Annotated in this window: 15 protein-coding genes; 8 read left to right on the forward strand and 7 right to left on the reverse strand. The window is 43.9% G+C overall.

The features are described 5' to 3' along the window. Positions 1-1392 (reverse strand): tRNA uridine-5-carboxymethylaminomethyl(34) synthesis GTPase MnmE, encoded by a 1392-nt coding sequence (gene mnmE / locus MIC7126_RS0126070; protein ID WP_017656077.1) that lies wholly within the window; start codon positions 1390-1392, stop codon positions 1-3. Between mnmE and MIC7126_RS31615 the strand changes: the two genes are divergently transcribed. Beyond that, positions 1327-2160 carry a hypothetical protein gene (locus tag MIC7126_RS31615; protein ID WP_193787714.1) on the forward strand — a complete coding sequence of 278 codons (834 nt, stop codon included), beginning with the start codon at positions 1327-1329 and terminating at the stop codon, positions 2158-2160. The genes mnmE and MIC7126_RS31615 overlap by 66 nt on opposite strands. Here MIC7126_RS31615 and MIC7126_RS0126080 read toward each other — a convergent pair. Genes MIC7126_RS0126080 through ndhC form a run of 3 tightly spaced genes read right to left on the reverse strand, consistent with a single transcriptional unit; the run spans position 2143 to position 3753 of the window. Beyond that, a complete protein-coding gene (locus MIC7126_RS0126080) occupies positions 2143-2670 on the reverse strand; it encodes an NAD(P)H-quinone oxidoreductase subunit J (RefSeq protein ID WP_017656079.1) in 528 nt (175 codons plus the stop codon). The genes MIC7126_RS31615 and MIC7126_RS0126080 overlap by 18 nt on opposite strands. Then, positions 2663-3400, reverse strand: a complete 738-nt coding sequence (ndhK, locus tag MIC7126_RS0126085) for a photosynthetic/respiratory NAD(P)H-quinone oxidoreductase subunit K (RefSeq protein WP_017656080.1) — start codon at positions 3398-3400, stop codon at positions 2663-2665. Before ndhK ends, MIC7126_RS0126080 begins: the two co-directional genes overlap by 8 nt. Then, positions 3391-3753 (reverse strand): photosynthetic/respiratory NAD(P)H-quinone oxidoreductase subunit C, encoded by a 363-nt coding sequence (gene ndhC, locus MIC7126_RS0126090; RefSeq protein ID WP_017656081.1) that lies wholly within the window; start codon positions 3751-3753, stop codon positions 3391-3393. The genes ndhK and ndhC overlap by 10 nt, the downstream gene beginning before the upstream one ends. A 372-nt stretch (positions 3754-4125) precedes the next feature. On the opposite strand from ndhC, the gene MIC7126_RS0126095 reads away from it, so the two are divergent. From MIC7126_RS0126095 to MIC7126_RS29795, 6 genes are all read left to right on the forward strand, one after another. After that, entirely contained in the window at positions 4126-4470 is a 345-nt protein-coding gene (locus MIC7126_RS0126095; RefSeq protein ID WP_017656082.1) for a rubredoxin, read from the forward strand. Positions 4471-4570: 100 nt separating this feature from the next. Next, positions 4571-5593 (forward strand): photosynthesis system II assembly factor Ycf48, encoded by a 1023-nt coding sequence (locus MIC7126_RS0126100; protein WP_017656083.1) that lies wholly within the window; start codon positions 4571-4573, stop codon positions 5591-5593. A 121-nt stretch (positions 5594-5714) separates the two neighbouring features. After that, positions 5715-5963 (forward strand): cytochrome b559 subunit alpha, encoded by a 249-nt coding sequence (gene psbE / locus MIC7126_RS0126105; RefSeq protein WP_017656084.1) that lies wholly within the window; start codon positions 5715-5717, stop codon positions 5961-5963. Between the two features lie 9 nt (positions 5964-5972). After that, complete coding sequence (gene psbF, locus MIC7126_RS0126110) at positions 5973-6113, forward strand: cytochrome b559 subunit beta (RefSeq protein WP_015127971.1); 141 nt, start codon at positions 5973-5975, stop codon at positions 6111-6113. 9 nt (positions 6114-6122) lie between these two features. Further along, positions 6123-6245 (forward strand): photosystem II reaction center protein PsbL, encoded by a 123-nt coding sequence (locus tag MIC7126_RS29790; RefSeq protein ID WP_081603099.1) that lies wholly within the window; start codon positions 6123-6125, stop codon positions 6243-6245. Positions 6246-6316: 71 nt separating this feature from the next. Further along, a complete protein-coding gene (locus tag MIC7126_RS29795) occupies positions 6317-6439 on the forward strand; it encodes a photosystem II reaction center protein J (RefSeq protein WP_010997989.1) in 123 nt (40 codons plus the stop codon). Between the two features lie 189 nt (positions 6440-6628). Here the strand turns inward: MIC7126_RS29795 and psaI are convergent, their stop codons facing one another. From psaI to MIC7126_RS0126125, 3 genes are all read right to left on the reverse strand, one after another. Next, positions 6629-6769 carry a photosystem I reaction center subunit VIII gene (gene psaI, locus MIC7126_RS0126115; RefSeq protein ID WP_017656085.1) on the reverse strand — a complete coding sequence of 47 codons (141 nt, stop codon included), beginning with the start codon at positions 6767-6769 and terminating at the stop codon, positions 6629-6631. A gap of 83 nt (positions 6770-6852) precedes the next feature. Continuing rightward, complete coding sequence (locus tag MIC7126_RS31620; RefSeq protein ID WP_193787715.1) at positions 6853-7098, reverse strand: hypothetical protein; 246 nt, start codon at positions 7096-7098, stop codon at positions 6853-6855. 6 nt (positions 7099-7104) lie between these two features. Beyond that, positions 7105-9534 carry a hypothetical protein gene (locus MIC7126_RS0126125; protein ID WP_017656087.1) on the reverse strand — a complete coding sequence of 810 codons (2430 nt, stop codon included), beginning with the start codon at positions 9532-9534 and terminating at the stop codon, positions 7105-7107. 578 nt (positions 9535-10112) lie between these two features. Here MIC7126_RS0126125 and MIC7126_RS28760 point away from each other — a divergent pair. Next, on the forward strand, positions 10113-12731 hold the full coding sequence (locus MIC7126_RS28760; protein ID WP_017656088.1) for a serine/threonine-protein kinase: 2619 nt from the start codon (positions 10113-10115) through the stop codon (positions 12729-12731). Positions 12732-12750: the final 19 nt, after the last annotated feature.

Consider the following 12750-nt stretch of genomic DNA (forward strand, 5'->3'; position numbering starts at 1 on the left):
TTACTTACCAATACAAAACTTACTAAAAATTCTATCTAAAACTGATTCTGTCACTTCTTCGCCTGTAATTTCTCCGAGTGCATGAACAGCATCTCGTAAGTCAATTGTCCAAAAATCTAGGGGTAACTGTTCGTCAATTGTCGTTTGTAGTTGAATCAAAGCTATATTGGCTTTAACTAAAGCTGCAGCTTGTCTTTGATTAATCGCTAAATCTACATCAGCAGCTTGAATTTTTCCCGCTTGCACTATCTCTAAAATTGCTGTTTCTAAAGCATCGATACCTTGATTTTTAGCCGCTGCAGTCGGGACAATTTGGTTAATTGTTTGGGGATATTCTAAAGAAGTGAAATCCAACGCCTGCACAAGATCAATTTTGTTAATTACCAGCATCAACGGACGGTCTTGTACTTGTGCATAAATTTCTTGATCACCAGCCGTCCAACCAGCCGTAGCATCAATAGTCAGCAAGACTAAATCTGCAGCGTTGGCAGCCCGGCGCGATCGCTCGACACCAATTTTTTCAACTTGGTCTGTGGTTTCCCGAATCCCTGCCGTATCCAGCACCTGCACAGGAATTCCCCCCACCACCAACTGAGATTCCACCACATCGCGGGTTGTGCCGGGTAAATCCGTCACAATAGCGCGATCGCTCTGGCTCCAAGCATTCAACAAGCTCGATTTACCTACATTCGGACGCCCCACAATCGCCACTTTCAAACCTGTACGCAGCAGTTCACCTCGATCTTTAGTCGCTAATAATTTGCTGATCTCGGCTGCAACATGCTCAATTTCTGATATTATGACCTTAAAATCCAGCGGTGGTAAGTCTTCCTCAAAATCGATTCTAGCTTCGATTTCCGCTAAGATATCCAAACAACGCCCCCGTAAGCGGCGAATCGGATCAGCTAACTTTCCCTGCAAACCCACCAAAGCCAACTGTGCAGCTTGAGGCGATCGCGCTCCCACCAAATCAGCCACACTCTCCGCCTGAGTTAAATCCAAGCGCCCATTCAAAAAAGCACGCAGCGTAAACTCCCCCGCCTGAGCCAGACGAGCACCGTTTTCTAAACACAATTGCAACACCTGCTGCACAGCCATAATTCCCCCGTGGCAATGAAACTCGACCACATCCTCACGAGTGTAAGAACGGGGCGCCCGCATCAACAACAACAAAGCTTCATCCACCAATCGCCGCGTCTGGGGACAACGGATATAACCATAGAGAACCCGGTGAGAGTCCCAAACCTGACGCCCAGGAGCAGAAAACAGAGTTTGAGCGATCGCCATCGCCCGCTCCCCAGAAACCCTGACAATACCCACACTACCTTGCTGCGGAACAACAGCAGTAGCGATCGCCGCGATCGTTCCCGTCGTAGCAAAAACTTCCGACATCAGCGCCCTTCCCAGCCAAACATTGCATCTACAGCCATCCTACTAAATCATCAAAGAAGGGAACAGGGAATAGGAAGGGTGGGAGGTGTGGGAGGAGGGGGAAGTGTGGGAGGTGTGGGAGGTGTGGGAGGTGTGGGAGGAGGGGGAAGTGTGGGAGGTGTGGGGAGTGTGGGAGGTGGGGAGATGGGGAGGTGGGGAGATGGGGGGTTATGGGGAATAGCAAATGCTGTTGCGGAAATGGCAATTTTTGTCGTTGAAATAGCAAATGCTGTTGTGGAAATGGCAAATGCTGTTGTGGAAATGGCAAATGCTGTTGTGGAAATGGCAAATGCTGTTGTGGAAATGGCAAATGCTGTTGTGGAAATGGCAATTGTTGTCGTTGAAATAGCAAATGCTGTCGTTGAAATGGCAATTGGAGTTGCAAAAACAGCAATTGTTGTCGTTGAAATGGCAAATGCTGTCGTTGAAATAGCAAATGCTGTTGCGGAAATAGCAAATGCTGTCGTTGAAATAGCAAATGCTGTCGTTGAAACAGCAATTGGAGTTGCAAAAACAGCAATTGCAAACCAAATAACTGCAAATAATCTCCCCATCTCCCCATCCCCCCACCACCCCATCTCTCCACCACCCCATCTCTCCACCACCCCATCACCCCACACTCCCCACACTCCCCACACTCCCAAAAAAACTAACCCCTCTCCATCACCGGAAAGGGGTATCAAAATACTCACTACACAAACTCAGCGTCGCTTAATAAGCATCTTGTAACTCATAGAAATCAGGAGAGATATAATCCTTACGCAAAGGCCAACCCACCCAATCTTCCGGCATTAAAATCCGCTTCAAATTCGGGTGTCCTTCGTAGATAATACCGAACATATCGAAAGACTCGCGCTCTTGCCAGTCTGCGGTCTTCCAAATCCAGTAAACTGAAGGTACAGAGGGATTTTCTCGTGGTAAGAACACCTTCACCCGGACTTCCTGGGGGCGATCGCTGTCACTATCGACCTTAATCAAGTGATACACGCTCACCAAATCTTGTCCAGGCCCCAAATCAATTCCGCCTTGAAACTGGAGATAATTAAACCCGTAAACATACAGGGCTGTAGCGATCGGGAGCAAGAAATTTGCCTCCACCTTAATTATCTCAGACCCATTCGCATCGGGTGCTAAACTCTCATGGTCAAAGCCATTTTCTGTTAACCACTGGGAAACTTGACCAGCCTTTACCAGAGACTCTTCTACCGCTGGTACTGGTTTAGATTCTGCATCAGCCACGGTTTGTCGTCTCCTTCTGTTTCTGGGATGTTAGTAACGCTGGAGGTACTGGTAAACCAATCGCTTCAGTCAATTCCTTCGGTGGACTATAGCGAGTTTCTGACTGCAAATATTTTCCAGTTAAAATTTCCTCAACTGGCTTCAGGTTATGAGTCGTGCTGTAATAGCGGTGACTTTGCTTGATTTGTCCCCGCTCTTGCATCGAATCATTAGCGATTTTTTTCCGTAGCTTGATAATCGCGTCAATAATCGCTTCTGGACGAGGAGGACAACCGGGTAAATACACATCCACAGGAATCAGTTTATCAACTCCCCGCACCGCTGTTGGGGAATCCACGCTGAACATCCCGCCGGTGATTGTGCAAGCGCCCATGGCAATCACATACTTTGGCTCAGGCATTTGTTCATAAAGACGCACCAGTTGCGGTGCCATCTTCATGGTAATTGTGCCTGCAGTAATGATTAAATCAGCTTGACGGGGGCTAGAACGAGGAATCAGCCCAAAACGGTCAAAATCGAATCGGGAACCAATTAGAGCGGCAAATTCAATAAAGCAGCAAGCCGTGCCAAACAGCAAAGGCCATAAACTAGAAAGCCGCGCCCAGTTATAGAGGTCATCAACTGTAGTCAAAATCACATTTTCTGACAACTCTTGAGTGACCGTGGGACGCTCAATGGGATTGATGATTTGCTCTTTGTCCTGAGTTGTTAAATTAGAATTCAAGACCATTCCAAAGCTCCTTTACGCCATGCGTAAACTAAGGCAACTACAAGAATTGCAATAAAAATCAGCGCTTCAATGAATGCCAATAACCCCAGACGATGAAAAGCTACCGCCCAAGGATACAGAAATACAGTCTCCACATCGAAGACCACAAATACCAGCGCAAACATGTAGTAGCGGATGTTGAATTGAATCCAGGCGCCCCCGATGGGTTCCATCCCAGATTCATAGGTGGTGCGCCGTTCCGGGCTATAACCACTCGGTCGTAGGAGCTTAGACGCTGAAAGCGCCAGGGCTGGTACTAGGCTACAGATAATCAAGAAGCCTAGGAGGTACTCGTAACCGCTGAGGACAAACACAATGAATATCTACCGCTTATGGAGTATTTTGACTGGGGGTTAGGGGCTGGGGGCTGGAGCGTAGGGATGAGGAAGTGTGGGAAGTGTGGGAAGTGTGGGGAGAAAAAGAATTTATGCTTCCCCCTCTTCCCATGACGTCACTTGCTTTACTTGGACACAGTATAAGACTACAGTGACCAACCCATGCCCAATACCCCATACCCCAAATTACGTTACTTTCTTTCACATTATATCTTTTAGGCTTTTCTGAAATTCGCCAAACAGACAAACTGTTGTTATTTGATTCGTCAGGGCTGACGATAGAAAAGTCTAACAGTTATGTCATAATTTTTAACGTAGATTTAAGATTTGTCCCTCTGCGAGGCCTAAGCCATGAGCGAACAAAGCGAACAAGCTGTTGAAACTCAAGAGTTAGACCGCTACGAGTGTCGCGCCTGCGGTTACGTATATGAACCCGAAAAGGGGGATGACAAGTATGACATTCTCCCAGGGACACCATTTGCAGAACTGCCTTTAAATTGGCGCTGTCCGGTGTGTACTGCTAAAAAACAAGCTTTTGCCAATATTGGCCCTGCTGGTCAAGCATCCGGCTTCCGGGATAATCTGGGTTACGGCTTGGGTGTCAATCAACTGACACCAGCCCAAAAGAATCTCTTGATTTTTGGAGCTTTGGGACTTGCTTTCTTGTTTTTTCTCAGTCTCTACGGCTTACAATAATACCCGTTATCTTTTTTACCTACTCTGTAGGGTGACATTGCCCTCAAGGTTAATCTTTTAGAAAACCCTACACAAATTTACAAACAACTAAGAAATACTGATGCATTCAATTTGGAAAGGTTGGCAACGAATATTTGCCTTGTTAGTAGTTGTCTTGATGTGTATCGGTTGTAGCAAAGTCCCTTCTAGTAGCTATAACCCTTGGGCAGTTATTTCTGTGCCCACAGACGCCAAGCTACTAGATATTGCTTTTACTGGTAATCCACAACACGGTTACTTGGTAGGTAGCAACGCCACCCTTTTAGAAACAAATGACGGTGGCGATACTTGGAAACCGATCGCCCTAGAGCTAGACGATTCTAGGTATCGCTTTGACTCCATCAGTTTTGCTGGTCAGGAAGGATGGATCGTGGGTGAGCCTGGTTTGTTACTGCACACCACTGACGAAGGTGGTTCTTGGTCAAGGATTCCCCTCAGTTCTAAGCTACCTGGAAGCCCCATTAGCATTACAGCCTTGGCAGATGGCTCTGCACAAATGGCTACTGATGTGGGAGCAATTTATCAGACCTCTGACGGTGGGAAAAATTGGCAAGCACAGGTAGACTCAGCCGTGGGGGTTGTGCGTAACTTGAGACGTTCTCCCAACGGTAAATACGTTGCTGTCTCCGCTAAGGGTAGTTTCTACTCGACTTGGGAACCAGGACAAAGTGCGTGGGTTCCCCATAACCGCACCAGTTCCCGACGTTTAGAAAACATGGGCTTTGGCGAAAATGGTCAGTTGTGGTTACTAGCACGGGGTGGTCAAGTGCAATTTAGTGATCCGACAAAACCTGATGAGTGGCTAGAAGCAAAAAATCCTGAGTTCTCCACCAGTTGGGGTCTACTGGATTTGGCTTATCGCACACCAGAGGATGTCTGGATTGGTGGTGGTAGCGGTAATTTGCTACACAGTAGCGATGGTGGCAAAACTTGGGAAAAAGACCGTGATGTAGAAGAAGTAGCCGCTAATTTTTACAAGATTGTGTTTTTGAAACCTGAACAGGGTTTTATTATTGGCGATCGCGGTACTTTACTCAAATATCAACCAGGCGCAGAACCAGCTTCAGCACCAGAAGCTGCTTAATAGTCACAAAACTTTAAGTATTCTCGCTTGTTTCTGAGAAGAACGTTGCAAGTTGTAACTGTTTCTAAACTTTGTAGGATAATAAACTCAATAACAGTCTTTGCGTAAGGTAGGGATTTAAATGGCAGGTACCACTGGAGAACGTCCGTACTCGGATATTATTACCAGCGTTCGTTACTGGGTAATCCACAGCATCACCATTCCAGCATTATTCATTGCTGGCTGGTTGTTTGTGCAAACGGGGTTGGCTTATGATGCTTTTGGCACACCCCGTCCCAATGAATACTTCACAGAAGTACGCCAAGAAGTGCCCATTGTGAAGAACCGTTTTGAAGCTAAACAGCAAGTTGAACAATTTATTGGAAAGTAGTTTGAAATCATGACTAGCGGCAATAACATCAATAATCAACCAGTTAGCTATCCAATTTTTACAGTGAGATGGCTCGCAGTTCACACCTTGGGTGTGCCAACTGTCTTCTTTTTGGGCGCGATCGCCGCAATGCAATTTATTCAACGCTAGGAGTAATTTATGGCAGAAAGAACGCCCAATCCCAATGATCAGCCAGTTGAATTAAACCGGACTTCTCTGTACTTGGGATTGCTACTGATTTTCGTTTTAGGGATTCTGTTTTCCAGTTACTTCTTTAACTAACTGGAACGATTTTTGCGAAACTTTGTTTATTTAACTTGTGTTGATTTGCTCTTAAGGGAGGAGGTAAGCCTGTGTCTGCTGGAAGTGGAAGAATTCCTCTGTGGGTCGTCGCTACGATCGCAGGGTTAGGCGTAATTACTGTTGTCGGCATTTTCTTTTATGGAGCCTACGCTGGCATCGGTTCTTCAATATAGTCACACCTGGAATCGAATAGCTTGAATAGTGTAGATTTTCTAACATTTGTTTAGAAATCACCATCAAAAAACCGCCTGTCTCTGTGAGATAGGCGGTAATTTAATTGGGTAAAAAATCGGTAATCGGTATTTTTTGAGGTTTTTGGGGACGCACAATTTTGCGCGTCTAACCCACCACCCATCAAAAAATTAAACAGCGTCTTCCCGTTCTATGTATAAAAACAAAAACGCGATCGTCGCTGCAGGTACACCCCAACCAATGATGGGAACAAATAGAGCAGGTAAGTAGGAAGTGCTAGCCAAGATATGAGGCAAAAATTCAGTTGCCATAATCAATATTCCTGTTAAGTTACACGACAATTCAAGTTGAGCTTACTGCAAATCCTGTCCCATTTTTGAAATTCTCAAGATTTTTAACACTGTCCATCTGGGAAAGGAGGGGGAGGTGTGGGAGGTGTGGGAGGAGAGGTAAGTGTGGGAGGTGTGGGAGGAGGGGGAAGTGTGGGAGGTGTGGGAGGAAGGAGAAGATCAAAAGCGTAAGCATAAATTCTTTTTCTCCCCACACTCCCCACACTCCCCACACTCCCCACACTCCCCACACTCCCCACACTCCCCACACTTCCCACACTCCCCATCTCCCCATCCCCCCATCCTCCCAAGCCCAATCACCACCCAATCCCCAATAATTCATCTAGCTGTAGCGTTGGTAAGTTAGGTGGGATCACAGTTCGGATGATGGTGATTTTGTGGCTTTCTTGCTGAGTGACTAAATCCAGGGCGATCGCTTCTAGGCGAATTTCTAAACAGCCAAAGGGAATTTTTAGTTGTGTCACCACTTCTAACCCGCCCTCAGAAAGAGGTTGCAAATTTTTTAGTATATGGGGGCCATCCAATAAGTAGCGAGTCTGGTAATCTTCAACCCATAGCTTGACGACAACTTGCGGGGGTAAATCAGGTAGTTCAGCGCGAATTTTAACAGCAGTTCCCGCAATCAGTTCCCCTGCTGGTATGTAGAGTTGGGGAACTGGTAAAGGTTGATTAATGTCTACTTTGATCGCGTCAGTGGGAGATATCTCGAATTCTGGTTCTGCAAATGTACTGTTTTCTGCCTCCTCAGCTTCAAGCTCGTCTGTATCATCTACGACTATTTCTTGGGCTAGCCAAGCTGGGGGTTTTTGGCGGCGCGGGAGAGGGGGTAAGGGTGGCGCTAGAGGACGGAATGATTGGCTGGCGCGGGCTTCTGGCTCTATGTTTAAGTCTGTGGGCGGTGTGAATGTGTTTTCTGTTTCTACCGCCTCTGGGTTTTCTATGATTGTATTGATTTGTTCTTCTAACTCCGTATTTTCTTCTAAAAATAAATTGAGATACTCAATTGGCGGTTGAGGTGGAGCAGGAAGGGGAACTTGATTTTTAGATATAGTTTGGCGGGTTGGAAGTTGGGTATCATGAGTCTCCTCAGGTAAGATGTACCCTTGGCTCTGTAACCACTTCCTAATCACCGGCGATGAATGAGGATTACCCTCAATGATCAATTGTGAACTCAGGGGAGTAGCTTCTTGGTTAACAGGCTGCTGAATTAATTCTGGGTTGGCTGCTATCGCTACTTCACTCACCAGCTCATCTTCAGGCTGTGTATCAGATGGTGGATTCTCGCTTGATTCTATTTCTGCGCTGGACCCCGCTGTTAGTCGTTTTAAGTAAGGAATATTACTATTAGCGACGGGTAGACGATTTTTAATTACCAGTTGATCTAAATTTATAGGTGCGATCGCCTGATTTTTATCGGCAATTTCTTCAGGGTTTGCAGCTGGTGCAATGAGAGCCACTCCCGTCTCATTCTCTGCTGATAACATAATCGGTGTCGGTGGCAAATTTGGTAACTGGGGCGCCTGGGAAGCTGTTGATTTCTTTGGGCGCAAGTTGACGAGAGGTGGTAAAGGTTTATTTACCGATGGCTGGAAGACTGAATACGGCTCTTTTTTGTTACTTTTGACCAAATTAAATAGTGACAAATCGAGGCTGACGCTTGGCTCTTGAGCAGCAGGTGGGATGGTTTCTGGCTCTACAAAATCGGGTGTATGAGATTGGGCTGTAGTAGCGATCGCCAGTAATTCTGTCACATCTGCTGTAATCGTGAATGCGTGGCTGGCTAAAACCCCAATTTCACCAACATCAGTAAATGCCCCATGTAAGGTGATATCTGCTAATATCAGCTTGGATTCACACTCGGCGGGAATAGCGATCGCGTATTCAATTGAGAAAGGCGGCACTTGATTCGTTAGCGGTTGCCTAATTTGGCTCAGGACTGTAGATTTTAAGGGCGATCGCAGTTCAATTTCCAGTTCTAGTGCATAAAGATTTTGCACACAAGGCTCATCTGCTTTTACCTCGACCTCACCACTAATAGTTAGCGGTTGTCCCCAGCGAGCAACATAAATTTCCCGCTCCAAAGTTAGCGATAGCGGTGCTGGTAATAGCGCTGCTGAGTTATCCTCTACGGTTTCATTCTCAGATGAAGTTTCCGAACTGGGTAGAGCTAAATCTATTAAGTTTTGTAAAATCTGCTCTGCTGTATCACCCCTCAGCCAAACTGGACTGACAGGCTGATCAATCACCGCATCTTCTGTGGTTTGAGGATGAGTATCATCCAGAGGAACTGGTGATTCTACAACAGTATTTGCAACTATTAGATGCAGAAAATCTGACTCTTGACTCTCGCCATCATCCAAAACTGCTACTGGTGCTAGCGAAGACACAACACTGAAAGAAACGCTGTATTGCCAAGATTTACCGAGAATATCCGACATCACATCACCAGAGCATTGTAGCTCCCAAATTCCCGGCAAGAAATCAGTAAAAGGCAACACAGCCATCAGGCCTTCTGAATTAGTGCGACGCGATCGCTTCTGAATTCGCCGTTTGGGAGGTAGTTCCTCAGTTGAAGAATGAGTTACCCGCACATATACATCCACATTAGGACGATTAGAACGTGCCAAAACCCTATACCTACCCTGTAAAATTTCTCCATTCAGCGATTCTAAGGGATGCCAAGAGCGATCGCCCTGCTTTTGTATCAGAAATTGCCAGTGTTCCATTGTGAGTGATGCCCAGACGCAAGAGCAGCTGAGTAATATTTTGCATTAGTTGCTTGCAAGTTTACCTCAGCAATGTATAATTTCATCACCTCCGATGACGTTTTGACCAAAACGCCAGCAAAAATTTACTAGAGTCTCACTCACTACGCCCTCCACACTTCACCCAGGCGTGCAAATTTTCATCTAGTCGCCAGCAGCGGACGAAAGTTCTTATAGTCGCACCCTTTGGGGTATCAACAAGCTTAAAAACGCGCCCTAAGCAACTGTAATACAAATTTTCCCAGATTTATTACTTAGAGGATATTTGAAAAATTTGGTTTTCTAAATCTTGAATTTTGAATTGGTATAAATTAATTTATCCTTTCTGTAACGTTACTCAAGAAAGGATAAGACGTTGCTGCAGGCTACACACAAAAGTGCAGAAAAGAATGCCGAAAACTGTAATCTCAAAAAATCAAAATTGGTATAAATTTAAATACATACAAACAATATTCAGATTTAAATATCTGACAAGTAAGCAGAATTCTAACATTTTTAATTAACGAAATTACACACTCATAAATAGAGGCAATAAAACCATGCACGTACAAAATGAAATCTTAGCAGGGCGGTATCAAATTCTTAAACTTCTTGGCAGTAAAGGATTTACAGAAGCATATTTAGCCCAAGATAAATTCTTACCTGAAAAGCCTTTATGCATAGTTAAACAACTCAAACCACGCTCTTTAGAACCAGAGACTTTAGAAGCTGCGCGCAATCTGTTTGCAACTGAAGCTGAAGTTTTAAATAAACTAGGGAGCCATGACCAAATACCTGGACTGCTAGCTTACTTTGAAAAAAACCAAGAATTCTATCTAATAGAAGAATTTGTAGATGGAGATAATTTAGAAAGCGATTTGGAGCAAAAACAAAAACTGAGTGCAGAAAAAGTTAGTATCTTGCTCCAAGAAGTGTTAGAAGTCTTGAAATTTGTTCATCTAGCAAATGTTATTCATCGTGATATTAAACCATCGAACATCATTCGTCGTCGGCACGACAAAAAAATTGTTTTAATAGGCTTCGGTGCAGTTAAACAAATGTACACCCAAATTGTTACCCCAGAAGGGGTAACAAGCTTCACTATGCCTGTGGGAACTAGAGGTTATATGCCTTACGAACAGCAAGGAGGAAAACCACGTTTCAGCAGCGATATTTACGCCTTAGGAATCACAGCAATTCAGGCTTTAACAGGAGTAAATCCGTCTCAGCTTACAGAAAATTCACAAACAGGAGAAATTGATTGGCGCAGTCAATTTATAAACCCACAAACAGGAGTTTATCAGCAAACTATTAGTGACGGACTAGCAGCAATTATAGACAAAATGGTGAAGTCACATTACAGAGACCGTTATCAAACAGTTGACGAAGTTCTCAACGATTTAAGAAATCAGCCCACATCCGAATTCAGTTCTCATATTTCTGGAAATGATGACTCAAGTTCTAGCGCCAGCTTCATCAAACCCATTAGAAACAAGAAAAATTTACTCATACCTGTTTCTATAGCGATAATACTCGCTACTGCTGGAGTAATTACTTACTTCATCAGTTCCCGAAACAATAGCCAAGTAGCTATTTCTCGACCAACACCACCAGTTATAACAACAACTCCTACCTCAGCAGAACCGACAACTGCTACAGGTTTTGTTGAACGAGGAAATCAGCGATTAGATTCTTTTGAAGCCGCAGCCGCACTTGCTGACTTCGATAAAGCCTTACAACTTCAGCCGAATTCAATAGATGCAAGCAGTGGCAAAAGTACGACTCAAGGTAGACAATTTTTGAATGAAAATAAATTTAATGAAGCTCTTACAGAATTTGAAAAAGCAATTAAAATTCAACAAAATAACTATCGTGCTTGGGTAGGAAAAGGGGACGCTTTATTATCTTTTAGCAAGTATAACGAAGCGCTTTCAGCCTACGATCAAGCAGCAACAATTCAGCCTAAATATATTCCTGCTATTAACGGTCGTGGTATTGCTCTAGCCAGTCTAGAAAAGTATGAAGAAGCAATAGTAGTCTACGATAGAGCATTGAATATTGATGAAAAAAATGACTTCACTTGGTATCTACGCGGTCAGTCTTTACATGCTTTAAAAAAATATAAAGAAGCAACACAATCATTCGATAAAGCACTAGAAATTGACAATCAATATCAAGATGCCTGGATAAGTAAAGGATATAGCCTTTTTTTAAGTGGCAAGCATGACGAAGGAATAGAAGCAGTTGGTAAAGCGATCGCAATTAATGATAGCTATGTTAACGCATGGCTAGCACAAGGCGACTTACTTAGTGTCAAGGGACGTCATGAAGGGTCATTAGCTGCATATGAAAAAGTCATAACTCTTGATGCAAAAAATGCTGATGCTTGGCGGGGAAAATCATCCGCTTTAGTTAAGTTAAGAAGACTAGACGAAGCTATCAAGGCTGCTGATGAAGCAATCAAGATTAGCCCAAATATTCCTTTAGTCCAAGCAAATTCTTGGACAGCGAAAGCCAATGCACTGTATGAATCAGGTAAATATGATGAGGCACTAATCGCTTATAAGAAAGTGCTTGAATTTTATCCTCAAGGAGAGACTGGTTGGTCTAATATCAGCGAACTTTTGAATAGGATGAAAAAATATGACGAAGCACTTGTTGCTGCTGATAAAGCTATAAATATTGAGCAAACAATTAGCGGTTGGAATCAAAGAGCCAATGCTTTAGTAGGTTTAGGAAGAAACTTAGATGCGGTTGCAGCCTATGACCAAGTTTTGAAATTAAAACCAGACTATCACTATGCTTGGGTTGGTAAAGGTAATGCATTTTCTAAATTGGGCAAATATCAAGAAGCGATCGCTGCTTATGACGAAGCTTTGAAAATTAAACCTTCAGATCCAAAACTTCAAGAACAGTCTGATAAATTCGCCACATGGAATCAAAAAGGTAATGCATTATTCCAACTTAAAAAGTATGACGAAGCATTAGCAGCATACCAAGAAGCTGTGAAAATAAAACCTAATTTTGCTGAAGGTTATTCCAACCAAGGTAAGACATTATACGCACAGCAAAAATTTCAAGATGCACTCGCTGCTTACGACAAAGCTTTAGCAATTAAACCAGATGACACTGAAGCAAAAACTAAGCGGGAAGAAATCAGTAAAAATCTGGGCAATTAAGTAAAAATAAGTAAAAAAG

Origin of the sequence: Fortiea contorta PCC 7126, assembly GCF_000332295.1 — a bacterium.
GTDB lineage: Bacteria > Cyanobacteriota > Cyanobacteriia > Cyanobacteriales > Nostocaceae > Fortiea > Fortiea contorta.